Origin of the sequence: Micromonospora tarapacensis, from assembly GCF_019697375.1 — a bacterium.
Taxonomy (GTDB): Bacteria; Actinomycetota; Actinomycetes; order Mycobacteriales; family Micromonosporaceae; genus Micromonospora; species Micromonospora tarapacensis.
In genome coordinates, this window is sequence record NZ_JAHCDI010000004.1 from 4,341,922 (window position 1) to 4,368,403 (window position 26,482).

The 26,482-nt window shown below is 73.1% G+C and carries 15 protein-coding genes and 4 pseudogenes; 9 read left to right on the plus strand and 10 right to left on the minus strand.

Annotation, left to right across the window (positions count from 1 at the left end; all coding sequences use genetic code 11):
- Positions 1-14 precede the first annotated feature (14 nt).
- Positions 15-4,912, plus strand: a pseudogene (locus tag KIF24_RS25705) (SCO7613 C-terminal domain-containing membrane protein).
- Positions 4,913-5,108: 196 nt separating this feature from the next.
- Here the strand turns inward: KIF24_RS25705 and purE are convergent.
- The 6 genes and pseudogenes from purE to mca form a co-directional block, all read right to left on the minus strand.
- Entirely contained in the window at positions 5,109-5,600 is a 492-nt protein-coding gene (gene purE / locus KIF24_RS25710; protein ID WP_221086232.1) for a 5-(carboxyamino)imidazole ribonucleotide mutase, read from the minus strand.
- Positions 5,601-5,604: 4 nt separating this feature from the next.
- Positions 5,605-6,787: pseudogene (locus KIF24_RS25715) on the minus strand (5-(carboxyamino)imidazole ribonucleotide synthase).
- A 50-nt stretch (positions 6,788-6,837) separates the two neighbouring features.
- Positions 6,838-8,877 carry a thioredoxin domain-containing protein gene (locus KIF24_RS25720; protein WP_221086233.1) on the minus strand — a complete coding sequence of 680 codons (2,040 nt, stop codon included), beginning with the start codon at positions 8,875-8,877 and terminating at the stop codon, positions 6,838-6,840.
- A 165-nt stretch (positions 8,878-9,042) separates the two neighbouring features.
- A pseudogene (locus KIF24_RS25725) lies at positions 9,043-11,582 on the minus strand (putative bifunctional diguanylate cyclase/phosphodiesterase).
- A gap of 179 nt (positions 11,583-11,761) precedes the next feature.
- The gene (locus KIF24_RS25730) at positions 11,762-12,058 is read right to left on the minus strand and encodes a hypothetical protein (RefSeq protein ID WP_221086234.1); all 297 of its coding nucleotides are present in this window, start codon (positions 12,056-12,058) and stop codon (positions 11,762-11,764) included.
- 48 nt (positions 12,059-12,106) lie between these two features.
- On the minus strand, positions 12,107-12,988 hold the full coding sequence (gene mca, locus KIF24_RS25735) for a mycothiol conjugate amidase Mca (protein WP_221086235.1): 882 nt from the start codon (positions 12,986-12,988) through the stop codon (positions 12,107-12,109).
- A 238-nt stretch (positions 12,989-13,226) separates the two neighbouring features.
- On the opposite strand from mca, the gene KIF24_RS25740 reads away from it, so the two are divergent.
- Together KIF24_RS25740 and greA are read left to right on the plus strand one after the other, a co-directional pair.
- A complete protein-coding gene (locus tag KIF24_RS25740; protein ID WP_221086236.1) occupies positions 13,227-13,661 on the plus strand; it encodes a DUF4307 domain-containing protein in 435 nt (144 codons plus the stop codon).
- A gap of 122 nt (positions 13,662-13,783) precedes the next feature.
- Complete coding sequence (gene greA, locus KIF24_RS25745; protein WP_221087548.1) at positions 13,784-14,281, plus strand: transcription elongation factor GreA; 498 nt, start codon at positions 13,784-13,786, stop codon at positions 14,279-14,281.
- A 57-nt stretch (positions 14,282-14,338) separates the two neighbouring features.
- Here greA and ilvA read toward each other — a convergent pair.
- From ilvA to KIF24_RS25765, 4 genes and pseudogenes are all read right to left on the minus strand, one after another.
- Positions 14,339-15,558: pseudogene (gene ilvA, locus KIF24_RS25750) on the minus strand (threonine ammonia-lyase).
- A complete protein-coding gene (locus tag KIF24_RS25755) occupies positions 15,555-16,394 on the minus strand; it encodes a DUF4328 domain-containing protein (RefSeq protein ID WP_221086237.1) in 840 nt (279 codons plus the stop codon). Before KIF24_RS25755 ends, ilvA begins: the two are co-directional and overlap by 4 nt.
- 42 nt (positions 16,395-16,436) lie before the next feature.
- Positions 16,437-17,846, minus strand: coding sequence for an amidase (locus KIF24_RS25760; RefSeq protein ID WP_221086238.1), 1,410 nt, complete (start codon positions 17,844-17,846; stop codon positions 16,437-16,439).
- A gap of 16 nt (positions 17,847-17,862) precedes the next feature.
- The gene (locus tag KIF24_RS25765; RefSeq protein WP_221086239.1) at positions 17,863-19,005 is read right to left on the minus strand and encodes a cystathionine gamma-synthase; all 1,143 of its coding nucleotides are present in this window, start codon (positions 19,003-19,005) and stop codon (positions 17,863-17,865) included.
- Positions 19,006-19,142: 137 nt separating this feature from the next.
- On the opposite strand from KIF24_RS25765, the gene KIF24_RS25770 reads away from it, so the two are divergent.
- The 6 genes from KIF24_RS25770 to KIF24_RS25795 all read left to right on the plus strand — a co-directional run bounded on the left by KIF24_RS25770 (position 19,143) and on the right by KIF24_RS25795 (position 26,155).
- Positions 19,143-19,565 carry an HIT family protein gene (locus KIF24_RS25770; protein ID WP_221086240.1) on the plus strand — a complete coding sequence of 141 codons (423 nt, stop codon included), beginning with the start codon at positions 19,143-19,145 and terminating at the stop codon, positions 19,563-19,565.
- 73 nt (positions 19,566-19,638) lie between these two features.
- Positions 19,639-20,310, plus strand: coding sequence for a peptide-methionine (S)-S-oxide reductase MsrA (msrA, locus tag KIF24_RS25775; RefSeq protein ID WP_221086241.1), 672 nt, complete (start codon positions 19,639-19,641; stop codon positions 20,308-20,310).
- 166 nt (positions 20,311-20,476) lie between these two features.
- A complete protein-coding gene (locus tag KIF24_RS25780) occupies positions 20,477-20,839 on the plus strand; it encodes a YciI family protein (RefSeq protein WP_221086242.1) in 363 nt (120 codons plus the stop codon).
- A 443-nt stretch (positions 20,840-21,282) separates the two neighbouring features.
- Positions 21,283-23,067 carry an N-acetylglutaminylglutamine amidotransferase gene (locus tag KIF24_RS25785; RefSeq protein WP_221086243.1) on the plus strand — a complete coding sequence of 595 codons (1,785 nt, stop codon included), beginning with the start codon at positions 21,283-21,285 and terminating at the stop codon, positions 23,065-23,067.
- 2 nt (positions 23,068-23,069) lie between these two features.
- On the plus strand, positions 23,070-24,965 hold the full coding sequence (ngg, locus tag KIF24_RS25790; RefSeq protein WP_221086244.1) for an N-acetylglutaminylglutamine synthetase: 1,896 nt from the start codon (positions 23,070-23,072) through the stop codon (positions 24,963-24,965).
- Complete coding sequence (locus KIF24_RS25795) at positions 24,962-26,155, plus strand: osmoprotectant NAGGN system M42 family peptidase (RefSeq protein ID WP_221086245.1); 1,194 nt, start codon at positions 24,962-24,964, stop codon at positions 26,153-26,155. Before ngg ends, KIF24_RS25795 begins: the two co-directional genes overlap by 4 nt.
- The last annotated feature ends 327 nt before the right edge of the window (positions 26,156-26,482 follow it).

The window sequence follows — 26,482 nt, forward strand, 5'->3', positions numbered from 1 at the left end:
GCGGGAGGGGTGTCGTGGCAACCTTTCAGTGCTCCTCGTGCGGCCGGGAGATCAAGCCGGCGGTCCGCTGCGCGCACTGCGGCGCCCACCAGCCGCAGTGGGCCGAGCACCTGGCCGAGATCGAACGGTCCATCGCGGAGATGAAGGCCCGCGAGGCCGCCATCGCCAGCGAACAGCGCAAGCTCGCCGCCAAGATGCAGGCCGCGCTGTTCCAGCGGGACGTCCTCTCGCACGCGGGCAACACGGGTGACGAACGCCTCAAGCAGGCCACCCGCCCCCGCCGCGTGCTGCGCCGCCGGCCGCCGCGCCGCCGGCCGTCCGACGGCGCCACCCCACCGCCGCGGGTGCCCCGCCAGGGCGCCGCCGCCGGCCCGGACGAGCCACCTCCGCCGTCCGCACCGATCTGGTTGGACGCCGACGACCCGGAGCACCCGCCGGAGGCCTCCTCGCGGGAGGTGCAGAACATCCCGCTCGGCCTCGGTGCGCTGTTGCTCGGCGTCGCCGCCGTGGTCTTCGCCGTGGTCGCCACCAGTTCGATGGACGCGCTGGCCCGCCTCGGCATCCTGCTGCTCGCGACCGTGCTCATGCTGCTCGCCCCGCCGGTGCTGGTCCGGCGCGGGCTGACCTCGACCGCCGAGACCATCGCCGCGGTCGGCCTGCTCCTGATGCCGCTCACCGGGTACGCGCTGTGGGCCGTGGACCGGATCGGCAACGGCGGAGCCTCCGGTGCGGTCTTCGCCGGGGTGATCTTCGCGGTCACCGCCGCGGTCTCCGCCGGCTACGCGGGGTGGACCAGGCTGCGCGCGCCCCGGTTCGCCACCGTGCTGGCCGTCCAGCCGGTGGTGCCGCTGCTCGCGTACGACCGGATCAGCGGCCCGGTCGGCTGGGCGCTGGCACTGAGCGTGGTGGCTCTGCTCGACCTGTGGCTGGCCCGCTCCCCCGTCACCCTGGAGCAGCCGCGCACCGACGGACCGACCGCTCCCGGCCGAGCGAACGCACCCCGTCAGCGGCAGGCCGACGGGCGGCCCGAGGGGCGCCGGAGGAATCCGGTGAACTGCTGGACCCCACCACCGTGACCACCGCGGCGCCGCCGACCCGGCCGGTGCCGGGGCTGCGGGAGTTGGCCTGGGCGCTGCACGGCGTGGCGGTCGCGGTCGCCCTGGCGTACGCGGTGACGACCCTGTTGCAGACCACCACCGTGGCGGGCGCGACCGGCGCGGGACTGGTGTTGCTCCTCGCCGCCGCCGTCTGCCTGACCGGGACGCTGCTGCTCCGGCGTGCACCGCTGCCCGACCTCGGCGCGGGTGTGCTCACCCTCGCCGTGATCGGCGCCCTCGGTCGGATCGCCTCCGTGGCGCTGCCCGGCCGCGCGCTGCTGCTGATCGCGGCCGTCATCACGATCACCGGTCTCGCGGTACGCGCGGTACCCGAGTCCGCCCGCCGGGGGCCGCAGTTGGCCTCGGCGGTGGCGCTGACGGTCAGCGGCGTGGTGGTCGCCGGCAGCGCCCTGCGCGCCGGGATCGCCCCGGTGCAGGCCGCACTGCCGGCCTGGGCGGCGGATCTCGACCGGTACCCCGCCGAGCTGGCCGCCGCGGTCGGACCAGCCGCCTGGCAGCTCGCCGCCAGCGCCTTTCTGCTGACCGTGGCGGCGGTGCTGGCCCTGCCGCCGGAGATCCGCCGCGAGTTCGCGGTGACCGGTGCCGCGCTGACCGCCCTCGCCGTACCGGCCTCCTTCGGGCTGGCCTGGACACTGGCACCGTGGCCGATGGTGCTGGCCGCGATCGGCATCGGGGCGATCGGCCTGTCCGCCCGCACCACCCGGGCGGCACTGGCGCACGCGGTGGCCGCCGCCGTCGTCGGGTCGGCCGGTGCCGGCGCGGCCCTGGCCCGCCCGGCGTTGACCGCCGCGGTGCTGACCATCATCGTCGTGGCCGGCGCGCTGATCGCCGCCACTCCCCGGATCCGGCTCGCCCCGGCAACCGCGGACACCGTCTCGGCCTGGGCCGCCGGAGGTGCCGCCTTCGCCCTGCCCGGAGCGGTGGCCGCCGTCGTCGCCGCCACCCTGCCGGCCGGCACCGCCCCGACCCCGGCGAGCCTGCGCGAGGCAACCGTGCCGGTGCTGGCGGCCAGCTTCCTCGCCGTCTGCGTGACCCTCGGCTACGCCGCCGTCATCCAGGTGTCGCAGCGGCAGGTTCCGATGCCGCTGTCGGTGGGCACCGGCCTCGGCGCGCTGGTGGTCGCCGCTGCCGGGTTCGGCGCCCCCGGCGCCACCGTGGCCGACGCGTGGGTCGGCGCGCTGCTGCTGGTCTCCGCGGTGCTGCTCTTCCTGGCCCCGTCGATCGACAGCGGACGCCGTTCCGACCTGACCCTGGACGGCTCCGACCTGGCCGCCGCCGCGGTGACCACCGCGCTGATCGCCACCCTGCTGCGAATCGGCACGGTGCTCGCACCGGGCGGACAGCTCGCCGTCGCCGCCGCGCTGGTCCTGGTGGTCGCCGTGGCGGCGCGGGCGATGCCGGAGGAGTGGCGGCGCGGACCGGTGCTCGGTCTCGCGGTCGGCGGTGTGCTGGTCGGGCTGCTGGCCGGCTGGATGGCCCTGCGCGGCGGGATCGGGGTGCTGGCCACGCCCGGTCCCATCTGGAACGGTGACCTCAGTGGCTGGCCGGCCGCGCCGACCGGCGGCGCGACCTGGCAGGGCCCGATCGCCCTGGCCCTGCTGGCGGTCGCCGCGGGCATCCTGCTGCCGCCGCCGTGGCGCTACGACGTGGCCGGCGTGGCGGCCGTGCTCGCCACCATCGGCGCTCCCGCCGCGTTCGACCTCGCCTGGTGGTCGCCGATCCTGATCGGCGGCATGGTCGCCGCCATCTTCGGGATGGCCGCGGTCGCCTCGGTCGACCCCCGGGCGGCGCTGTCCCGGATAACCGTGGCCGGGGTGATCGCGCTGCACGCGGCCGGCGCCGGACTGGTGCGGCCATGGACCACCGCGCTGGCCCTCGGCAGCATCGTGTTGATCGGCGCGGTGGTCGCGGCACTGGCCCGGAACCTGGCCGAGCCGCTCGTCGAAGACATCGACGCCGAGGGGATGCCACCGCACCTCGCGCAGATCGGCGGCGCGGGCGTGGGGGCGGCGTTGCTGGCCCTGCCGGGCGCCACGGCCGCCCTCGCCGCCGAGTTCGGCCATGCACCCCAGGTGGTGCTGACCGCAGGCCTGGCCGCCGCCAGCATCGGTCTCGCCGCGGCGGCGTCGGCCCGCCGGCAGGTTCCCCAGTACCTGCCCTGGGCCAGTGCCGGCGTGGTCGGTGGCGCGAGCGTGACGGCGATCGCCGCCATACCCATCCAACTGCCGGTCGGCGTCTACGCGGCGGCGGCGGCCCTGCTCGGCGTGCTCGCCGAGTTGGTCCGCGGGGCGACCGAACCGCCGGCCGGCGCGGCCCAGCCGGTCCGCCGCTGGTCCGTGCTGCTGGACGGGGCGCTGCGCCGGCTGCCCGACGACGCCCGGCGCCGGTGGCGGGTGAACCCGGCCGCCGGAGCGCTGGCCGCCGCCGCCCTGCCGACCGTCCTGGCGCTGGTCTCCATCGCCCCGGCGCTGGTGGCGGCCCTCGTCGACCCGCACCGCACCATCGGCGGGATCTGGCAGGGGCCGTCGGCGGCGCTGCTCGACCCGCCACCGGCCGCGGTCAACCCCACCCACGTGCTCACCGCCCTGCTGCTCACTGCGACGGCGGCCCTGGCCGCCACCGGGTTCAGCGGTGGCCGGCGATCGCGAGCCGTGCCGGTGGTGCTGCCCGGGACCGCCGTGACCCTGCTGATCGCCCCGATCGCGCTGGGTGGCGGCTGGCCGGCCAGCACCCTCGCGGCGCTGGCCGTGTTCACCATCTCGATGCTGGGGCTGGCGCTGACGCCACCCCCGGCCCTCGTGGAGCGGGCCCGCTCGCTGCGGCTGGCCCGGGTACTGGTCTTCGTGATCGGGCTGGCCGCCGGCGGGGCCGGCCTCGCCGGCAGCCTCGCCACCCGGGAGTTGACCCTGTTCACCCTCGGCGGTGCGGTCGGGGTCGGTCTGGTGGCGGCGCTGTACGGCATCACCGCCCGGGCCCGCATCCTCGGCTGGCTGTTCGCCTCGCTGATGGCGCAGCTGTTCGTGCTCACCGCCGCGCTGGTGGCCGGCCTCGCTGCGGTCTGGTCGGCGTTCGGGGTGCTGGCGGTCGGCGCGGCGCTCCAGGTCTTCTCGGCCACCCTGCCCTGGCTGCGCCGTCCCGAGGCGCACCGCGAGGCGGCCACCGTGGAATGGAGCGGCCACGCCGCCGCGCTCATCGCGCTGGCGCTGGCCTTCGACTCGCCCCGGCACATCGCCGCGCTGCTCGCCGCGTGGGGCGCGGTCCTCGGTCTCGCGGCGGCCCGGCCAGGTCGCCGGCCGGTGGAGCGACGGATCCTGTTCTGGGCGGTGGTGATCTGCGAGATCACCGCCTGGTGGATCCTGATGCGGGTCGCGGACGTGGCGCTGCCCGAGGCGTACACGCTGCCGTTCGCCGCCCTGGCGTTGCTGGTCGGCGTGCTGGAACTGCGCCAGCGACCCGAGCTGAGCAGCTGGGTGGCGTACGGACCGGCCCTGGTCGCCGCCTTCGTGCCGACCCTGGCGATTGTGCTGGCCACCGATTCGAGCACGATGCGTCAGGTGCTGCTGCTGCTCGGCGCGGTCGCCGTGCTGGTCTTCGGGTCGACGAGCCAGCAGCAGGCCCCGGTCATCGTCGGCGCGGTGGTCACCGCCATCACGGCGGTGCACGCGCTGTTCAGCCTCGGCCCCTGGCTGGCGCTGATCCCGGTCGGCTTCCTGCTGCTCATTCTCGGAGCCAGCAACGAACGCCGACGTCGCGCCCAGGAGCGCCTGCAGACCGCGCTACGCGGCATGCGATGAAACCGGGCCCGGCGCAACGGAGTCCGGCCCGGCAGCACCTAGGGGTCGGGCCACTGTCGAGCTGAGAGCCTGGACGGATCAGCCACCAGCGACCGTCGCAACGGACGCGCCGTTGCCGCTGATAGCGCCGACGGTTCAGCTCGACAGCGTCCGGACCCACACCTGGTGCCCCGCCACATCGCGGCGAGCAGCCGGGCTACGCGAGGGAGGCGCGCAGCGCGGCGTCCTTCTCGGCGACCAGCTGCTCCAGGTCGGCCTGGTACGCCGACATCCGGTCGAGCAGGGTGCCGTCGGCGGCGGCCAGGATGCGGACGGCGAGCAGCCCGGCGTTGCGGGCATTGCCGATCGACACGGTCGCCACCGGCACGCCGGCCGGCATCTGCACGATGGACAGCAGCGAATCCATGCCGTCGAGGTGCTTGAGCGGCACCGGCACGCCGATCACCGGCAGCGGGGTCACCGAGGCGACCATGCCGGGCAGCGCCGCCGCCCCGCCGGCCCCGGCGATGATCACCTTGAGACCACGGCCGGCGGCGGCGCGGCCGTAGTCGATCATCTTGACCGGCGTGCGGTGCGCCGAGACCACCTCGACCTCGTACGGCACCTCGAACTCGGCGAGCACCTCGGCGGCGGCCTTCATCGTCGGCCAGTCCGAGTCGCTGCCCATGATCACACCGACCGTGCTCACGCTGTCACTCCTCTGTTCCGTTCCGCAGCCAGCGGACCGCCCGGGCGGCGCGCCCGCGTACCTCGTCCAGGTCTTCGCCGAGCACCGTGACGTGGCCGATCTTGCGGCCAGGGCGGACCTGCTTGCCGTACAGATGCACCCGGGCGGTCGGCTCGGCGGCGAAGAGGTGGTGCAGCCGCTCGTCCACCGGCATGCCGCCGGGCTCCCCGCCGAGCACGTTCGCCATCACCACCGCCGGCGCGGTCAGCGAGGTGTCGCCCATCGGATAGTCCAGCACCGCCCGCAGGTGCTGCTCGAACTGCGAGGTACGGGCGCCCTCGATGGTCCAGTGCCCGGAGTTGTGCGGGCGCATCGCCAGCTCGTTGACCACGATCCGGCCACCGCCGGGCGCTCGCGGGTCGGCCACCTCGAACAGTTCCACGGCGAGCAGGCCCACCACGCCGAGTGCGGTGGCCAGGTCGATGGCGAGTTGCTGCGCGGAGACCGCCAGTTCCTCCGGCAGGCCGGGGGCCGGAGCCAGCACCTCGACACAGATCCCGTCCCGCTGCACCGTCTCCACCACCGGGTACACGGCGACCTGGCCGAACGGTGAGCGGGCCACCTGCACGGCCAGTTCCCGGCGCAGCGCCACCCGCTCCTCGACGAGGAGCTTCGTGCCGCCGCCGAGCAGCATCTCCGCCAGCCCGGTCGCCGAGTCCGCGTCGGCGACCGGCCAGACCCCGCCCGTCGTACCCGCCACGGGCCGCCTTGAGCACGACCGGCCAGCCCACCTCGTCACCGAAGCCGATCAGGTCGGCGGGGGACGCGACCGGTCGCCACCGGGGGTTCGGCGCGCCCAGCGCACCGAGCCGCTCCCGCATGACCCGCTTGTCCTGGGCGTGCAGCAGGGCGTCGGCGGGCGGGAACAGCCGCACCCCCTCGCCGGCCAGGGCTCGGATGTGCTCGCTCGGGACGTGCTCGTGGTCGAAGGTCACCACGTCGCAGCCCTTGGCGAAGGTGCGCAGCGCGGAAAGGTCGGTGTGGTCGGCGTACTGGACGTCGGCGGCGACCAGGGCCGCGCCGTCGTCCGGTGTGAGCGCCAGCACACGCAGCGACTGGCCGAGGGAGATGGCGGCCTGGTGGGTCATCCGGGCCAGTTGGCCGCCACCCACCATGCCGACGACGGGCAGACCGGTACGGGAATCCATAGCCGCGCCAGCCTATCCGGCCGGCCGCCGCACCTGCCGGCGGATCCCGCTCAGCCCAGCTGCGCCACCAGGTCGTCGACGCCGGTCACCGGCCGTTGGCAGACGAAGCCCCGGCAGACGTACGCGGCGGCGCGCCCGTCGAGCAGCGGGCGGCCGGCCAGCAGCGGCACTCCTGGCTGGTCCGGCGGACCCGCCACGATCACCGCACCGGGCGGGGCGTGCCGGTACGCCGCCGCGACCAGCCGGTCACCGGCCGGATCCCCGGTGGCCACCGCGATCTCGTACGGCCCGGAGAGCAGCGCCTCGCCCACCGTCGCCGCGTACCCGGTGAACCGGGCGTGCCGCCCGACGATCGGCGCGATGGTGGACAGGGCCGCCCCGGCAGCCTCCCGGTAGCGGTTCTCCCCGGTCAACGCCGCGTACGCGACCAGGGCGGCGGCGATCGCCGACCGGCCGGAGGGGGTGGCGTTGTCGGTCGGGTCGGCCGGCCTGGCGATCAGCCGCTCCGCGTCGTCGGCGGTGTCGTAGAACGCCCCGCCGGGTGCGGCGAAGTGCGCCAGGGCGGTGTCGAGCAGCTGGCCGGCCAGGTCCAGCCACCGTCCCTCCCCGGTGGCCTGGTGCATGGCGCAGAACGCCTCGGCCACGCAGCCGTAGTCCTCCAGCACGCCGGCCGGCTCGCCGACCCGACCGTCGCGGGAGGCGCGGCGCAGCCGACCGTCGACGACGTGCACCCGGGCGAGGTGCTCGGCGGTGTCCCGCATCGCACCGTCGGCGACGATGGTGACCCCTTCCAGCAGGTTCGCCTCCCCCTCCGCACCGATCCGGCCGGCCGTCTCGACGAGCCGGACGAACTCGGCGAGCGCGGTGACCGCGAGCCCGTTCCAGGCCGCCACCACCTTGTCGTCGCGCGCCGGCTGGGGTCGGCTGTCCCGGGCGGCCAGCAGCCGCCGGACCACGTCCTGCCAGCGGCCACGCACCTCCGGGCCGGCGTCGTCGACGTCGCGGGCCAGCCGCAACACGCTCATGCCGTGCTCAAAGGTCCCGGCCTCGGTCACCGCGAACAGGTCCGCGGCCCACCGGCCGTCGGCGTCGCCGAGCGCCTCGACGAGCTGGGCCGGGGTCCAGGCGTAGGTGAGCCCCTCCACGCCCTCAGTGTCCGCGTCCAGCGCGGAGGCGAAGCCCTGCCCGGGGCGGTGCAGCTCGTCGGCCAGGAACCGGGCGATGTCCCGGGCCACCCGAAGGGCCAGCGCGTCGCCGGTGAGCCGCCACAGCTGGGTGTAGACCCGCAGCAGCAGGGCGTTGTCGTAGAGCATCTTCTCGAAGTGCGGCACGGTCCAGTGGGCGTCCACGGAATACCGGGCGAACCCCCCGGCGAGCTGGTCGTGGATTCCGCCCCGGGCCATCGCCTCGCAGGTGTGCCGGACGATCTCCAGGCTGCGGGCCGAGCCGGTGCGCTGGTGGTGGCGCAGCAGGAAGAGCAGATTCATGTGCGGCGGGAACTTCGGTGCCCCGCCGAACCCGCCGTTGACCTCGTCGTACTCGCCGGCCAGCCGGTCGGCGGCGGCGTCGAGCAGCTCGGCGGTGAGCGGGGCGGTGGGGCCACCCACGGCCTGGGCACCGCCGATCGCCTCGACCACCGCGGCGCCCTGACGCAGCACGGCGTCCCGCTGGTCCCGCCACGCCGTGCCGACGGACTGGAGCAGCCGGACGAAGTTCGGCCGGGGGAAGTACGTCCCGCAGAAGAACGGGGTGCCGTCCGGCGTGGCGAAGACCGTCATCGGCCAGCCCCCCTGACCGGTCATCGCCTGGGTGGCGGTCATGTAGACGGCGTCGACGTCGGGCCGTTCCTCACGGTCCACCTTGATCGACACGAAGCCCTCGTTGAGCAGCTTGCCCACACTCGCGTCCTCGAACGACTCGTGCGCCATCACGTGACACCAGTGGCAGGCGGAGTAACCGACCGAGATCAGCACCGGCACGCCCCGCCGTCTCGCCTCGGCGAACGCCTCGTCACACCACGGCCACCAGTCCACCGGGTTGCCGGCGTGCTGGAGCAGGTACGGGCTGGTGGCCTCCGCAAGTCGATTCACCCGACGACCCTATCCAGCCAGCCCACCACCCGCCGATCACCACCACCCCACCCGCCCCCCACCCCCACCCCCACCCACCGTCGCGTCGATCATGAAGTTGGCGGGTGCTTTGGAGATCAGACCGCCCGCCAACTTCATGATCAACCCGAGGGTTGGGGGTGGGGGCTAGGAGGCGCCGTCGGCGCGGAGGGGGAGGACGTTGGTGGGGGTCTGGCGGGCCAGGGCGGTGAGCACGGCGCCGATCTTGTCAGCCGGCATCGGCTTGAAGAAGTGGTAGCCCTGGGCGGCGGTGCAGCCCAACTCGGCCAGCGCGGAACGCTGCGCCGCGGTCTCCACCCCCTCGGCCACCACCCGCAGGCCCAGCTCATGGGCCAGCCCCACGGTGGTACGCACGATCGCCGCCGCCTCCGGCGAATCCGCCATCCGGAGCACGAAGGAACGGTCCACCTTCAACTCGTCCACCGGGATCCGGGTGAGGAACGCCAGCGAGGAGAACCCGGTGCCGAAGTCGTCCACCGCCAGCTGCACGCCCATCGACCGCAGCGTGCTGAGCACCTGGTCGATGACGTCCAGCTCGCTCATCATCACCGTCTCGGTGATCTCCAGCACCAGCCGGTCCGCCGGCACCTGGTGCCGCCGCAGCGCCTCGGCGATCTCCACCGGCAACTTCGGGTCGAGCAGGCTGCGGGCCGACAGGTTGACCGAGATGGGAACGTCCAGGCCCTCGCGGGCCCAGCCCGCCGCCACCCCGAGCGCCTTGTCCAGCACGTACCGGGTGAAGGTGCCCAACTGCTCGCTGTTCTCCACCGGCCGGATGAAGTCGGCCGGTCCCAGCCAACCCCGCCTCGGGTGCCGCCAGCGGATCAGCGCCTCCACACCGGTCGGCGCGCCGGTGGCCAGGTCCACGGCCGGCTGCAACACCAGCACCAGCTGGTCGTCGGCCTGCAACGCCTCGCGCAGCTCGGCGAGCAGGGCCAGCTGGTCGGTGCTGGCCGCGTCCCGCGAGCTGTCGTACGCGGCGACGCTGCCGCCGCCCGACTTCGCCTGGTACATCGCGATGTCGGCGCGGCGCAGCAGCTCGGTCAGGTCGGCGGTGCCGGCGGGGGCCACCACCACCCCCACGGAAACCTCGACGGACATCCGCACCCCGGCCACCTCGGTGGGCGCGGCCAGCCGCTCGGCGATGTCCCGGGCCTGGCGCAGCGCGTACGCCATCGGGGCGGCGCGGTCGTCGACCATCGGCACCGATGTCAGCAGCAACGCGAACTCGTCGCCACCGAGCCGGGCCAGCAGGTCACCGGAGCGGGCCAGGATGCCCAGCCGGTTCGCGGTCAACCGCAGCAACTGGTCGCCGGCGATGTGCCCGAGGGTGTCGTTGACCTCTTTGAACTGGTCGATGTCGAGCAGCAGCAGGGCGACGGGACGGTCGTGGGCCAGTTGCCGCAACGCCTGGTCCCCCCTGCCGAGCATCGCCGCGCGGTTGGCCAGGCCGGTCAGCGGGTCGTGCACCGCCTCGTACGACGAGCGGGCCGTGACCAGCCGCAGCTCCCGGTGGGCCGCCGCGTCGTGCAGGGCGGCGGCCAGGGCGTCGGCGTAGGCGGCGTGGGCGTCCCGCTCCCGGCCGGTGGGCCCGGCGGTGCGGGGGAAGCGCACCCGTAGCCGACCGACCCGTGACTCGCCCACCGACAGGTCACGGACCAGTTCCTCCGGTGCCGGATCGCCGTCGCCGGGTGGCGCGATCTCCCGGTCGAGCACCTGACCGCCGGGGTCACCCCGGTAGCGGCGCCACCTTCCGTCGCCCCGGACCACCTCCACGTCGACGATCTCCGCCTCGAACAGCGCGAGGGCACCGGTGACGCCCGCCGTGGCGACGCCGCGCTCGTCGAGCTGGTTGAGCGCCGCCGTCGCCTCGGCGAACGACCGCCAGGTCCGCCGCTCACGGTCTTCGCGCAGTCGCTGCCGATAGGTCTGCTGGAACAGCCACAGCGGGGCCGGCAGCAGCAGCAGCCACCGGGCGTCGATCTCGATCAGTGCCACCACCAGCAGCCCGACGACCACGTTGCCGACGAACATCAACAGCTTGCCGCGCAGCGCGGCGAGCAGTGGGCGCCCGATCGGCATCCCGTGCCGCAGGGCCAGCATCATCCCGCCGAGGCCGGCGCTGGCCAGCAGGTAGGTGACGGCACCGGCGACCGCGGCGAGCGCGAGCGACGGGGTCGGGCTGGCCAGCGTCGGCTGGCCGAGGGCGGTGGTGACCGCCACCGCGAGCGCCGTGGCGGCGGTCAGCGCGCCGGCGATGCGGATCACGTCCCAGGTCGACCGGCCGTCGTCCACCACCGAGAGCGCCGTCCAGGCGAGGGCGACACCGATCAGCGCGGCGGCGGGCAGCCAGCCGGGGGGCACCAGATAGAGGCAGACGATCAGCGCCGCCTCACCCCAGGTGAGGCTGACCACGCCGGACGCGGCGCGGAACCGCAACCGGGCCAGCTGTGACAGCGCGAACAGGGCGACCGCGATGCCGAAACGGGCCAGCCCGCCGAGCGGGCCGAGGGGTCGTCGGCCGGCAGCCGCGCCGGCAGGCCCAGCCCCACGAGCGCGGCGACCAGCGCGGTGGCCAGGACGGCGACGGTGAGCAGATGCAGCCCGAGCGACGCACCACGGCCAGCGGGCCGGTCAAGCGAGTGGCCGGCCCTGCCGGAGGTCACCGACCCCCTCCCGCCGACCGGGAACAGGCCACGCGGCGGGCGGACGCGACTGCGGTGGTCATCGGCGCCCCCTCCCGCGCACAGCTCGAGGACTTCTGGTCCCCCCGGCGGAAGGCTAAGCCAAACCCGATGGTCGCAACAGGGGTCGACCATCCGGTTCGACGTGAATCATGCCCCGATCAGCCGTCCCGGTGCTGCTGACGCCCGTTTGCAGCATCCGCGGATGAATCGGCGGTCACGATCCCATCTGTCGGATCACCGACCGGCTGGCCCGCCGAATCCGTTCCGGGCGCGTCGGGGTCCTGGGCGGGGAACCGCTCGGGCAGCCGGCGCAACCGGGCGTTCATGTTGCGGATCAGCAGCACGGTGGCGGTGCCGAGGAGCAGGATGAGGAACAGGCCCATCGGCCCGGCCAGGCCACCCGTGCGGGTGTCCCCGAAGTTGTTCTGGGCGAGCACCTGGGCGGCGGTCAGCATGGGGTTCCTCCGGATCGCGGTGTGCGACCAGGGTAGCCCGCGGCCGGCTCAGCGGGCATGGGCCGTCCCCCGTACGCCGGCGAACAGGTCGGACTCCGGCAGCGGGCTGTCGACCACCGAGCGGACGAGCTGGAAGTCCTCCGTGGGCCAGGCGCGCCGCTGCTGCTCCATCGGCACCTGGAACCAGAAGCCGTCCGGGTCCACCTGGGTGGCGTGAGCCCGCAGCGCGTCGTCACGGACGGGGAAGTAGTCGGCGCACTCGACCCGGGTGGTGATCCGCGGGCCCTTGTCCGGCCGCTCCTCCCAGCGGGTCAGCCACTCCGCGTACGGCGACTCGACGCCCGCGGCGAGCATGGCCTCGTGCAGCGCCAGGATCTTGCCCTTCGAGAAGCCGATGTCGTAATAGAGCTTGAGCGGCTGCCAGGGCTCGCCCAGGTCCGGGTAACGCTCGGCGTCGCCGGCCGCCTCGAAGGCCGCCACGCTGACCCGGTGACACATGATGTGATCCGGGTGCGGATAGCCGCCCTCCTCGTCGTAGGTGGTGACCACGTGCGGGCGGAACTCCCGCATCAGCCGCACCAGTGGACCGGCGGCCACCGCGACGTCCTGCAACGCGAAACAGCCCTCGGGCAGCGGCGGCAGCGGGTCGCCCTCGGGCAGGCCGGAGTCGACGAAGCCCAGCCACGCCTGCTCGATGCCCAGGATGGCCCGCGCCGCGTCCATCTCGGCGCGGCGGATCTCGGCGATGTTCGCCCACACGTCGGGTCGGTCGAGCTTGGGGTTGAGCACGCTGCCCCGCTCGCCCCCCGTACAGGTCACGACCAGCACGTCCACCCCTTCAGCGACGTACTTCGCCGTCGTCGCGGCGCCCTTGCTCGACTCGTCGTCGGGGTGCGCGTGGACGGCCATGAGTCGAAGTTGCTCTGCCAAGGTTGGCGCTCCTCGTCTCTGCCCACCGGCGTGGCCCGCCCGGGCCCGCCGTTGACCTGCCGAAATCCTCCCCGTAGCGGTACCGCACCGCGCCGGCCTGTCATATTTGACCCCAGCCTTATTTGACACCGGGCCGAATCGACGACCGCGTCGGACAGGAACCGAGTCGGACAGGAATGGCGGACGCTTGCCATTCTTGCCGATGCCGCTGACAACAACGCCAGGGAGATACCCGCCGGTGACCGAGACGCACACCACACTTGGACCGGACGTGCCGGTCTTCCCGCCCGGCCGGTACGGCCGCCGCCGGGCGCCACGCCGCCGCCGGCCGGTGTTGGCCGCGCTGCTGGTGATCGCCGTGGTCGCGACGCTCACCGGCGTCTCGGTCCGGCTCTACCGGCAGTACGGCGACCCGGCGTACGACGCCCAGGTGATCAGCTACGGCGACATCACGGACAGCCAGGTGGTGGTCCACTTCCGGGTGAACCTGCCGGACGGCGGCTCGGCGGTGTGCCTGCTGCGGGCCCGGGACCGCGCCGGTGCCGAGGTGGCCCGGGAGGAGGTGTCGGTGGCCGCCACGGCGGGGCAGCGGCACAGCACCGTCCGGCATCGTCTCGCCACCAGCGCACGACCCTTCATCGGTGAGGTCGTCCGCTGCCGGCCGCCCGCCTGAGGTCGATCGCCGCAGGCGTGCCGCCGGGGCACCGACGTGATCGTCGACACTCCTTGTCGTACGGCACTGGTAACTTGGAGGTTCACCTGTCAGCCAGCACGCACAACCGAGGAGGACCGCCTGTGTCCAATGGCAACGAGGCGCCCGCCACCTGGCTGTCCCAGGACGCATACGACCGCCTGAAGGCCGAGCTCGACGAGTTGATCGCCAATCGGCCGGTCATCGCCGCCGAGATCAACGCCCGGCGTGAGGAAGGCGACCTGCGCGAGAACGGCGGCTACCACGCCGCCCGCGAGGAGCAGGGCAAGGCCGAGGGGCGCATCCTCTATCTCAAGGAGCTGCTCCGCACGGCCCAGGTCGGCGAGGCGCCGACCGTCGACGCCGTGGCGCCCGGGATGGTCGTGACGATCTACTTCGACGACGACGCCGACGACACAGAGACATTTCTGCTCGGCTCGCGCGAGATCGCCTCGACCACCGATCTGACGGTCTACAGTCCCGAATCGGCCCTCGGCCAGGCGATCCTGGGCGGCAAGGCAGGGCAGGCCTGCACCTACACCGCGCCCAGTGGGGCGGACATCAAGGTGACCGTGGTCAAGTTCGAGCCGTTCGCCGGCTGATCCTCCGCCGGCCGAGCCGGCCACCCCGCTCGTCCAGAGGCGTGACACCGTGCGGTGTCACGCCTCTGGCGCGATCGTCACCTGGTAACCACTGGCCCGCAGGACGCTGATCAACGAGTCGGAGTGCTCGACGCCCCGGGTCTCCACCGACAGCGCCACCTCGACCTCGCCGAGACGAAGATGCGGGTTGGCCCGCTGGTGCACCACGTCCACCACGTTGGCCCGGTGCTCGGCGATCTCGCCCAGCAGTGAGGCCAACTGCCCGGGGCGGTCCGAGCAGCGCACGGTCACCCGCAGGTAGCGTCCCGCCGCCGCCAGACCGTGTTCGATCACCCGCAGCATCAGCAGCGGATCGATGTTGCCTCCGGAGAGCACGGCCACCACCGGTGTCGCCACCTCCACGGCACCGGCGAGCAGGGCCGCCACCCCGACCGCACCGGCCGGCTCCACCACCTGCTTGCCGCGCTCCAGCAGCATGAGCAGCGCCCGGGAGATGTCCTCCTCGGAGACGGTGACGACCTCGTCGACGAGCTTGCGCACGTGGGTGAAGGTGACGTCACCCGGCCGGCCGACCGCGATGCCGTCGGCGATGGTGGCGAAGGCGGGCAGCCGGACCGGCTCCCCCGCCACCAGTGACGGTGGGAAGGCCGCCGCGCCCGCCGCCTGCACCCCGATCACCCGCACGTCCGGCCGCAGCGCCTTGGCTGCCGCCGCCATCCCGGAGACGAGCCCGCCGCCGCCGACCCCGGTGACGATCGTCTTCACCTCGGGGCACTGCTCCAGGATCTCCAACGCCACCGTGCCCTGCCCGGCGATCACGTCCCGATGGTCGAACGGGTGGATCAGCACCGCCCCCGTTCGTTCGGCGAACGTCTGCGCCGCCACCAGGGACTCGTCCACCGTGGCGCCGACCAGCTCGATCTGGGCGCCGTACCCCTTCGTGGCCGCCACCTTGGGCAGCGGCGCGTTCACCGGCATGAAGACGGTGGCGTGGGTGCCGACCAGCCCGGCGGCGAGCGCCACCCCTGGGCGTGGTTGCCGGCACTGGCGGCGACCACGCCCCGGTCGCGTTCCGCCGCCGACAGCCGCGAGATCCGCACGTATGCGCCGCGCACCTTGTACGACCCCGCCCGCTGAAGGTTCTCGCACTTGAGCCAGGCCGGCCCGCCGAGCGAGGCGCTGAGCGGACGGGAGGGCTCCAGCGGGGTGGTGCGGATGACCCCGGCGAGCAGGTCCCGTGCCGCGCGCACGTCGTCCAGGCTGACCAGTTCCGTCATGCCCCGATCGTGCCACCCGCCCCGGCCGGGCCGGCCGGGGCCGCCACGGTCATGCCGGGCAGGATCGGGCCGGTGGGCATCCCCCGCGCGATCCGGGCGGTCTGGGCGGCCGAGACACGGTGGATCAGCACGATCAGCGACGCCCCGGCCACCACGCAGAACAGTGCGGGAACGAGGTACGCGCCGGCTGCCGACGCGTAGTGGTCGGCGTACGCCTGGAAGTCGGCCGAGGTCTGCGGGTACGGCAGCGCGTCGAATTCCCTGGCCGTGGACCGCGCGATGGTCCGCTCACCGAACAGGAACACCAGCCATGCCCCCCACCACAGGTGGACCAGCCACGGGGTGCCGAGCCGCCACAGGCTGTCCCGGGCGATGTTGGCCACCACCCGGTGGGGCAGCACGACATTGACGAACGGCACCAGCCATCCGGCGATCGCCCAACCGGCGGAGAGGGGCGGCGCGGCGCCCGGGAAGGCGTCCAGGTTCTTCCGGGCCCGCCAGGTCCAGATGATGACGAGCACGACGGCGGCCAGCATCGCCACCTGGTACAGCAGCGCCGCCACCAGCTCCAGTAGTCCCGCGCTCAGCAAGAAGGCCTCGCCGTCGGCGGAGTCCACGGCCCGTGCGGCGAGCAGCGCGTTGACCGGCTGGACAGCCACGGTCGACAGCAGGAACAGGACCGTCGCCGCGACGGCGACCGCGGCGGCACGGCCGACACCCCGGACCGGACGGACCCGGACCCCGGGGCGCAGCGCGGGTGAGCCCACCGGCGTGTGGCAGGTCTGGCACTCCATGGCGCGTACGTCGGTATCGGTGTCGCAGGTGTGGCAGCGCATGATCGAAAGTCCTCCCGTGCTCGGCACCGGGAGCGTAGATGATCACGCCGTGGCCGGTGACCCCGTTCCGACGCCCGGGTAGCCCGGGGCGTGCCGAGGCCACGGGGCCTCCATCTCGAACTGGCCGGCGACTCCGAGCAGCAGCAGTTCCGAACCGGGCGGGCCGACGAGTTGCACGGCCAGCGGCAGCCCGTCCGGGCGGCGGCCCACCGGCACCACCAGGGCCGGCAGGCCGGCGATGTTCCACGGTGCGGCGTACGGGGCGTACCGGATGCTGGCCAGCATGTTGGCCTGCCAGGAGCGGGCCGACCAGCCCGCGGCCGGCGGCGGTGCGCTCGCCAGCGCCGGGGTGAGCAGCAGGTCGACCGAGTGGTCGGTGAAGAACCCGATCGACCGGTCGCGCCAGGCGAGCCGGTCGGCCTCCCGGACGTACCCGCGCCGCCACGCCCACTCACCGAGGGCGACGTGGCGGCGGCTGCGGCGTTGCAGGGCGCGCCGGTCGACCCCGGCGGCGCGCACGTCCGCCGCCGCGGCGGCGAACCAGGTGGCGATGCCCTGCAACCCCAGAGCGGTCGGATAGACCGGATCGGCCGGTACGGTGTCGTGCCCGGCCGCGGCGAGCAGCCGGCCGGCGGCGGTGACCGCGTCCCGGTTCGGCGCGTCGGGCGAGACACCCCGCACCGGGGACCGCAGCGACACGCCGACCCGCAGCCGCTGTGGCGGCACGAGCTTGCCCTGTGCGCGGCCGGCGAGGACCTGGAAGCCCACCGCCGCGTCGGCGACGGTGGTGGTGAGCATGCCGTGTTCGGTCAGTCCGAACCAGTCCTCGGCACCGAGCTGGCAGGGCACCACCCCGCGACCGGGCTTCAGGCCCACCAGGCCGCAACAGGCCGCCGGGATGCGGATCGAGCCGAGACCGTCGTTGCCGTGCGCGATCGGCACCAGCCCGGCGGCCACCGCGGCGGCGGCACCGCCGGAGGAGCCGCCGGGGGTGCGCGAGGAGTCCCACGGGTTGCGGGTGATGGCCGTCTCGTCGTCGGTGATGCCCCAGAGGCCCAGCTCGGGCATCCGGGTGACGCCGAGGATCACCGCGCCGGCACCGCGCAGCCGGCGGACCACCTCGTGGTCGGCCTCCGCCACCGCGGTACGCATCGCGGCGGAGCCGTTCCAGGTGGGCATGCCGGCCACCGGGGTGTTCTCCTTGACCGCGACCGGCACCCCGGCAAGTGGCAGGTTCGCCAGGTCCTCCTGCTCGTCGACCTTCTCCGCCTCGGTGACCGCCTGCCCGCCGCGGATGGCGCGGAACGCGGCGAGGTCCGGGTCGACCTTGGCGACGTGGTCGAGGTGGTCGGCCAGCACCTGGGTGGCGGAGACGTCGCCCCGGCGCACTGCCCTGGCGATCTGTTTGGCGGTCGCCCCGACCCAGGTCGGCATGATGTCCTGCACGGCCACCCTCCCAAGCCAGCGGTCAGCCCAGCGCCTGCTCCAGGTCGGCGAGCAGGTCTTCGACCGTTTCGATGCCGACAGACAGTCGCACGAGATCGGAGGGAACTTCAAGCGGCGAGCCGGCAGCACTCGCGTGTGTCATCCGGCCCGGGTGCTCGATCAGGGACTCCACCCCGCCGAGGGACTCGGCGAGCACGAAGAGTCGGGCCCGGTTGCAGATCTCGACGGCGTGCTCCTCGCCACCGGCGGCGCGGAAGGAGATCATGCCGCCGAACCGGCGCATCTGCTTCGCCGCCACCTCGTGCCCGGGGTGCGTGGGCAGGCCCGGGTAGAGCACCTGACCGACCTTGGCGTGCCCGTCCAGGTACGCGACGATCCGCTCGGCGTTGTCGCAGTGCCGGTCCATGCGTACCCCGAGGGTCTTGATGCCGCGCAGGGTGAGCCAGGCGTCGAACGGGCCGTTGACCGCGCCCATCGCGTTCTGGTGGTAGCGCAGCTGCTCGCCCACGGTGGCGTCGGCCGCCACCAGCGCACCACCGACCACGTCGGAGTGCCCGCCGACGTACTTGGTGGTCGAGTGCACCACCACGTCGGCGCCCAGGGCGATCGGCTGTTGGAGGTACGGCGAGGCGAACGTGTTGTCGACCACCAGCAGCGCACCGACGTCGTGCGCGACGGCGGCGAGGGTGGCGATGTCGGCGATGCCGAGCAGCGGATTGGTCGGCGTCTCCACCCACACGACCTTCGTGACCCCGGGACGGATCGCGGCCCGCACGGCGTCCGGGTCGGAGACCTTCGCCGGGGTGTACCCGAGCCCCCACCGCTGCGCCACCTTGGCGAAGAGCCGGTACGTACCGCCGTACGCGTCGTCCGGGATGATCACGTGGTCGCCGGGGGCGCAGACGGTACGCAGCAGGGCGTCCTCGGCGGCCAGGCCGCTGGCGAAGGCGAGGCCGACCGGTCCGCCCTCCAGCGCGGCCAGGCACTCCTGGAGCGCGTCCCGGGTCGGGTTGCCGGAGCGGCTGTACTCGTAGCCGAGCCGGGGGGCGCCGACGGCATCCTGGGCGTACGTGCTGGTCTGGTAGATCGGCGGGATCATCGCGCCGGTACGGGCCTCCGGGTCCTGGCCGGCGTGGATGGCGAGCGTCTCGAAGCCGTGGGTCATTCCGCAGACGTTAGTCGTCCACCGCGTCCCAGCCGATGGAACCCACCCTGTCGGACGGCTGGTCCAGCCTTGCCCGATGACGGTGCGTGTGGTCCAGCGAGCCGGCGGCGGCACCCGACCGGGCTTAACCTGACCCGGTGGCGGGGTGTGTGTTCTGCGGGATCGTGGCGGGCGAGGTGTCGGCGTTCCGGGTGACCGACGAGCCGGACGGGGTGGCGTTCCTGGACACCCGGCCGGTGTTCAAGGGGCACGTGCTGGTGGTGCCCCGCGCCCACCTGGTCACCCTGGCCGACCTGCCGCCGGATTCGCTGCCCGGCTATTTCGGGCTGGTCCGGCGGCTCGCCGTCGCGGTCGAGGACGGTCTGGGCGCGGGCGGCACGTTCGTGGCGATGAACAACAGGGTGTCCCAGTCGGTGCCGCACCTGCACACCCACGTGGTGCCCCGGACGAAGGGTGACGGCCTGCGGGGGTTCTTCTGGCCGCGTACCCGCTACGCCGACGACGCGGAGGCCAGGGCCTACGCCGAGCGCGTCCGCAGCGCGCTGGCGGCCGGGGCCTGAGTGGGGTCGGGGCGGGTAAGGAAGTGAGGTCCGCCGGTGTTGCACGCGAGGAAGGCATGAAAGGAGTTCCATCGTGTTCCTCCGCCACATGAAGGCCGAGATGATCTCCCCCGACCGGGCCCTGCCCGGCCGTTCGATCGCGATGCCGGTCGCCGACCGCCACGAGGTGCTCGGCACCCCGTTGCAGGGGCCGTTCCCCGACGGCTCCCAGGTCGCCGTGTTCGGTATGGGGTGTTTCTGGGGCGCCGAGCGACTGTTCTGGACCCTGCCCGGCGTGTTCACCACCTCCGCCGGCTACGCCGGTGGTTACACCCGGAACCCGACCTACGAGGAGGTCTGCTCCGGGATGACCGGGCACACCGAGGCGGTCCAGGTGGTGTACGACCCCACGAAGATCAGCTATGAGGATCTGCTGAAGGTCTTCTGGGAGAACCACGACCCCACCCAGGGCATGCGCCAGGGCAACGACGTGGGCACCCAGTACCGCTCGACGATCTACGCCACCACCGACGAGCAGCTCGCCACCGCGCTGGCGTCCCGGGACGCGTTCGCGCCGATCGTGGCCCGCGCCGGCAAGGGCGAGATCACCACGGAGATCGGCCGGCTCGGTGACTACTACCTGGCCGAGGACTACCACCAGCAGTATCTGGCCCCGACCAAGAACCCGAACGGTTACTGCAACCACGGCCCGAACGGACTGAGCTGCCCGGTCGGCGTCGCCCGGGTGCCGTCCGACCTTCACTAGTCTCTCGGACAGAGCCGGCCGCCACCGTCGAACGTGACGGACCCGCACCACCGCTCCCCGCCAACATCGACGTGGAAATTCCGGCCCGAGGTGTCGTATCCGCCCGGCGCCGTTCGTAGCGAGGATGGAGGCAGACAAGGGGTCCGCCCGAGACGAGGGAGCAGACATGGCCGAGTACCTCATCTACTTCAACCAGCAGTGGGTGGGCGACCACACTGAGGAGTGGTTTCGCGGGCGTGGGCCACTCGCCGCGGCGGTCGTGGACGAGATCAAGGCGGCCGGGGCGTACGTGTTCGCCGGGGGCCTGGAAGAGGACGGCCCCGTCTTCAGTGCCGACGCCACGAGCGGCACATTGATGTTCACTGACGGGCCCTACGTCGAAACCAAGGAGTGGCTGGGCGGGCTGACCGTGGTGGACGTGGCCGACGAAAAAACGGCCCGGATGTGGGCCGGCAAGATCGCGGAAGCATGCGGCTGGCCCCAGGAGGTCCGACGGTTCGGCCGCATGCCACAACCCGGTGATGAGTGAGTGGGGAGTCGGCGGTCCCGGCTCTGAAGTACTACACCCTGCGCCAGAGTCCAAGAACCCGGACGGTTACCGCAACCACGGCCCGAACGGGCTGACCTGCCCGGTCGGCGGGGCGCGTACCGGCGGCTGAGCCGCCGAACGACTGGGGCCCGGGGCACGTCGCGCCGGGCCCCGCACCGGGCTCCCCTGCGACCGACGAACCTGTCACCACCGGACTGGCGAGCCGAACGCCAGTGACAGCCGTGGCCGCATTGCGGCATTCGTCACACCCGGCTGTCGCGAGCAATTGGCGCATCGGCATCGAGGAGGGCACAAAACGGCCGCCGGAAACCGGCATCATTTCGCTGGGTTGATCGCGCGGGCGCGGATTCTAGCAATGCTGTTACACGACCGTCATGGTCTCAACAGGCCAATCGCAACATCCTCTGGCAGCATGGGCTCACATGTGCGGACTGGCTGGGGAGTTCCGACGGGACGCGACGCGTGCCGATGTCGCGGCGGTGGAACGGATGGCCGCCACCATGTGCGACCGGGGACCAGACGGCAGCGGGGTGTGGGCACAGGGGCCGGTCGCCCTCGGCCACCGGCGACTGAAGATCATCGACCTGTCGGCCGCCAGCGGCCAGCCGATCGTCGACTCCGCCGCCGGCCTGACCGGCGTCTTCAACGGCTGCATCTACAACTACCGTGAGCTGCGCGCCGAGCTACAGGCCAAGGGGCACCACTTCTTCTCCAGCGGGGACAGCGAGGTCGTCGTCAAGGCGTACGCCGAGTGGGGGCTCGACTTCGTCGACCACCTGGTCGGCATGTTCGCCGTGGCGATCACCGAGCGGGACACCGGTCGCCTGGTGCTCGCCCGGGACCGGCTCGGCATCAAGCCGCTCTACCTCGCGGAGTCCCCGGGCATGGTCCGCTTCGCCAGCACCCTGCCCGCGTTGCTGGCGGGCGGCGGCGTGGACACCACGATCGACCCGGTCGCCCTGGGCCACTACCTCAGCTTCCACAGCATCGTGCCGCCGCCGCGCACCATCCTGCGTGGCGTCAGCAAGCTGCCCCCGGCCACCATCCGGGTCTACGAGGCCGACGGCCGCAGCCACGAGCGGGTCTACTGGGATCCGCCGTTCCTGCGCCGCACCGAGCACGCCGGGTGGTCCGAGCAGGACTGGCAGGACGCGCTCCTGGAGTCGCTGACCACCGCCGTGCGGCGCCGGATGGTCGCCGACGTGCCGGTGGGCGTGCTCCTCTCCGGTGGTCTGGATTCCAGCCTGGTGGTTGCCCTGCTCGCCGGTGAGGGCCAGCGCGGGTTGTCCACCTTCTCCATCGGCTTCGACGCCGTCGGCGGCCGGGAGGGCGACGAGTTCCGCTACTCCGACGTGGTGGCCAAGACCTTCGACACCGACCACCACCAGATCCGGGTCGCCGCGCAGGATCTGGTGCCCCCCCTGGAAGCCGCCGTCGCGGCGATGAGCGAGCCCATGGTCAGCCACGACTGCGTGGCGTTCTACCTGCTCAGCCAGGAGGTCTCGCGGCACGTCAAGGTGGTCCAGTCCGGCCAGGGCGCCGACGAGATCCTGGGCGGCTACCACTGGTACCCACCACTGGCGCAGGTCGGCCGGGAGCAGGCCCTCGACACGTACGCCCGGGCCTTCTTCGACCGCGACGGCGCCGGCCTGGCCCAGGTGCTCAACCCCGACCGGCTCGCCGACGGCGACCCGGCGCGGGAGTTCGTCGCCGCCCACCTGTCGCGCCCCGGCGCGCAGACCGCGGTCGACGCCGGACTGCGCATCGACACGCAGATCATGCTGACCGACGACCCGGTGAAGCGGGTCGACAACATGACCATGGCGCACGGGTTGGAGGCCCGGGTGCCGTTCCTGGATCACGAGTTCGTGGAGCTGGCCGCCGCCTGCCCGCCGGAGCTGAAGCTGGCGCAGGGCGGCAAGGGTGTGCTCAAGGAGATCGGCCGGCGGGTGTTGCCGCACGAGGTCATCGACCGACCGAAGGGCTACTTCCCGGTGCCGGGCCTCACCCACCTGGAGGGCAAGCTCCTCGACCGGGTACGCGACGCGCTTCATGCGCCCGTGGCCCGCCGCCGCGACCTGTTCCACACCGACTACGTCAACGCCCTGCTCGACGCCCCCAACGCCGAACTGACCCCGTTGAACGGAAACAAGCTGTGGCAACTCGGACTCCTGGAAATGTGGCTCCAGAGCCACGGAATCGACTGACCGTGACCGACACCCTGGCCACCGGGGTCGCCCGGACCGATCGGGGCCGGGGCGCGGGACGACGGTACGAACGGGTCGGGCCGGGAGGTGATCCGATCGCCACGGGCGGCGGCACCGACCCGACCGACGACGAGCGTCCGGGCACCGACGGCGGGGTGATCCTCGACTGCGGCTGGGGCCGCCTGGTCTTCGGCCAGACCTTCGCCGACCAGTCCGCGGTCGCCGACGTGCTGCGCTCCGAGGCGGCGGGCGCCCGGGACATCTGCATCTACCTGCGCGACCCGCACGTGCTGGTCTCCCGGCTACCCGACGAGTTGTTCATCGACCCCTCGCTGACCTTCCGGCTGCCGCTCGGCGGGGATCGCCGTGGGCCCCGTCCCGGCGCCGGGACCACCGAGGAGGCGGGCACCGCCGAGACGCCGACGCCGCTCGACGGCCGGAACGAGCTGCCCGGGGTACGCATCCGTCGACTGCGCGACGCCGCCGACGCGGACGCGGTCAACCGGATCTACGCCGCCAACGGCATGGTCACCGCCCCGGTCGACGTGCTTGTCGACAACGCCGCCACCGACCGTTTCCTGCACCTGGTGGCCGAGGCGGCCACCGGCGAGATCGTCGGCACGATCACCGGCATCGACCACGTGGCGGTCTTCGACGACCCGGACCGGGGCGCCAGCCTGTGGTGCCTGACCGTCGACTTCAACCAGGCCCCGCCGGGGACCGGCCAGGCACTGATCACCGAGCTGGCCGGCCGGCTGGTTGCCCGGGGCCGGGCGTACGTCGACCTGTCCGTCCTCGCCGAGAACTCCGGGGCGATCCGGCTCTACGAACGGCTCGGCTTCTACCGCACCGCCACGCTCTGTGTGAAGCGGAAGAACCCGATCAACGAACGGTTGTTCCTGCCGGCCATGCCGCTCGGCTACGAGCGGCTCAACCCGTACGCGAAGATCGTCGCCGACGAGGCGATGCGGCGGGGCATCCGGGTGGAGGTGACCGACCCGGAGTGGGGCGAGCTGCGGCTGACCAGCGGCGGCCGGACGATCCTCACCCGGGAGTCGCTCTCCGAGCTGACCTCGGCGGTGGCGATGAGCCGCTGCGACGACAAGCGGGTCACCCGCCGGATCCTGGCCGAGGCGGGCCTGTCGGTGCCCCGCGGGCGGACCGCCAGCGGCGCCAGCGCCGACGCGGACTTCCTGGCCGAGGTGGGTCAGCTGGTGGTCAAGCCGGCCCGGGGCGAGCAGGGCAACGGCATCACCGTGGGCGTACGCACTCCCGAGGCGCTGACCGCCGCCGTCGAGGTGGCCGCCCGGTTCTGCCCGGAGATCCTGCTGGAGGAGCTGTGCACGGGTGAGGACCTGCGGGTCGTGGTGATCGACCACGAGGTGGTGGCCGCCGCCGTCCGCCGGCCGGCCTCGGTCACCGGCGACGGCGTGCACGACATCGCCGAGTTGATCGAGCGGCAGAGCCGCCGTCGGGCCGCCGCCACCGGCGGCGAGTCGCGCATCCCGCTGGACGACATGACCCGGGACGTGGTCGCCGAGGCCGGCTACGAGCTGCACGACGTACTGCCGCAGGGGCAGGTGATGGCCGTCCGGCGGACCGCGAACCTGCACACCGGCGGCACCATCCACGACGTCACCAGCGACCTGCACCCGGTGATCGCCGAGGCGTGCGTGGCCGCCAGCCGGGCGATCGACATCCCGGTCACCGGGCTCGACCTGCTGGTCCCGGCGCCGGACCAACCCGAGCACGTCTTCATCGAGGCCAACGAACGGCCCGGGCTGGCCAACCACGAGCCGCAGCCCACCGCCGAGCGCTTCGTGGACCTACTCTTCCCCGGGACTCGGGCACCGCAACGGCTCTGGACCCCGGCGGGTGCGGCACCATCTGGGGCATGACCGTACGCAAGACCACTGCGCTCCCCATCGACCTGGCCTATCTGCGTCAGGTGCTGCTCGAGCTGCTCGACATTCCGAGCCCGTCGGGGCGCACCGACCATGTCCAGCAGTACATGGGCGAGCGCCTCTCCGCCCTTGGTATCCCGTCGACACTGACCCGCCGCGGTGCGCTCAGCGCCTGCCTGCCCGGCCCCCGGGAGACCGGCGCGGACCGGGCGATCGTCGTGCACACCGACACCGTCGGCGGGATGGTCAAGCGGCTGAAGGAGAACGGCCGGCTCGAACTGAAGCCGATCGGTACGCACAGCGCCCGGTTCGCCGAGGGTGCCCACGTACGGATCTTCACCGACGACCTGGAGCGGGTGGTCACCGGCCAGGTGCTGCCGCTCAAGGCCAGCGGCCACCGCTACAACGAGGCCGTCGACCTGCAGGGCATCGGTTGGGAGCAGGTCGAGGTACGCGTCGACGAACCGGTGGAGGACATCGCCGGCCTGCGGGCGCTCAGCATCGACGTGGGCGACTTCGTCGCCTTCCTGACCAACCCGACGGTCACCCCCAGCGGCTACGTCAAGTCCCGGCACCTGGACGACAAGGCCGGCGTGGCCGCGGTACTCACCGCCTTCAAGGCCATGGTCGACTCGGGGGTGAAACCCGCAGTCACCGCGCACCTGCTGGTCACCGTGACCGAGGAGATCGGCCACGGCGCGTCGCACGGGCTCGACCCGGACGTGGCCGAGATCGTCTCGGTGGACGCGGCGGTGGTCGCCCCCGGGCAGCAGTCCCGCGAGACCGCCGCCACCCTCGCGATGGGCGACGGGGTGGGGCCGTTCGACTACCACCTCACCCGCAACCTGGCGGCGATCGCCCGCGAGCACGACGTGGATCTCGTCCGGGACGTCTTCGACTACTACCGCTCGGACGTGGCGGCGGCGGTGGAGGCGGGCGCGCACGCCCGGGTGGCCCTGCTCGGCTTCGGTGTCGACGCCACCCACGGTCACGAGCGCACCCACCTTGAGGGGCTGCGCCACCTGGCGCAGCTGGTCTGCCTCTACCTCCAGAGCGACCTCGTCTTCCCCGAATGGGACGCCGAGCCGGAGGGCGATCTGGCCGACTTCCCGTCGCTGGCGGTGCAGCCGGCCAACGCGGACGGCCCCCGCGAAGGTCCGATAGGCATCGCCCAGTCCTCCTGAGGCGCGGCGTCCCGGCTCCCGGACCGCGTCCGCCCGGGATGTGATCGAAATCCGTTGCCGGTGGACCGGGCGCTGGATAGCGTGGCGGTACACGGGAAAGGAGGTGGTCCAGACTTGTATAGCAATCGGACTCGTGAGGTGGCTGTCCGCTAGCCGCTGTCCTCGACAGTGATCGTCCGCCCTCCGGGGCGGGCACGGCAAGAGTCGTCGAGACCGTGTGGCAGCGGTGCGGCGAAACCACGACAGCCACCCGACCCCCGGGGTGCCGGCCCAGTCCAGCCGGCCCGCGCGCAGCGCGGAAGCCCCGGGGGTCGCTTCATATCCACC

What these genes read in the sequence shown, in the direction of transcription:
- KIF24_RS25780 (WP_221086242.1), top strand. Translation starts at nt 20,477, where the DNA reads ATGGCCGAGTACCTCATCTACTTCAACCAGCAGTGGGTGGGCGACCAC.
- KIF24_RS25795 (WP_221086245.1), top strand. Translation starts at nt 24,962, where the DNA reads ATGACCGTACGCAAGACCACTGCGCTCCCCATCGACCTGGCCTATCTG.
- KIF24_RS25785 (WP_221086243.1), top strand. Translation starts at nt 21,283, where the DNA reads ATGTGCGGACTGGCTGGGGAGTTCCGACGGGACGCGACGCGTGCCGAT.
- KIF24_RS25755 (WP_221086237.1), bottom strand. Translation starts at nt 16,394, where the DNA reads ATGCGCTGCCACACCTGCGACACCGATACCGACGTACGCGCCATGGAG.
- KIF24_RS25730 (WP_221086234.1), bottom strand. Translation starts at nt 12,058, where the DNA reads ATGCTGACCGCCGCCCAGGTGCTCGCCCAGAACAACTTCGGGGACACC.
- KIF24_RS25765 (WP_221086239.1), bottom strand. Translation starts at nt 19,005, where the DNA reads ATGACCCACGGCTTCGAGACGCTCGCCATCCACGCCGGCCAGGACCCG.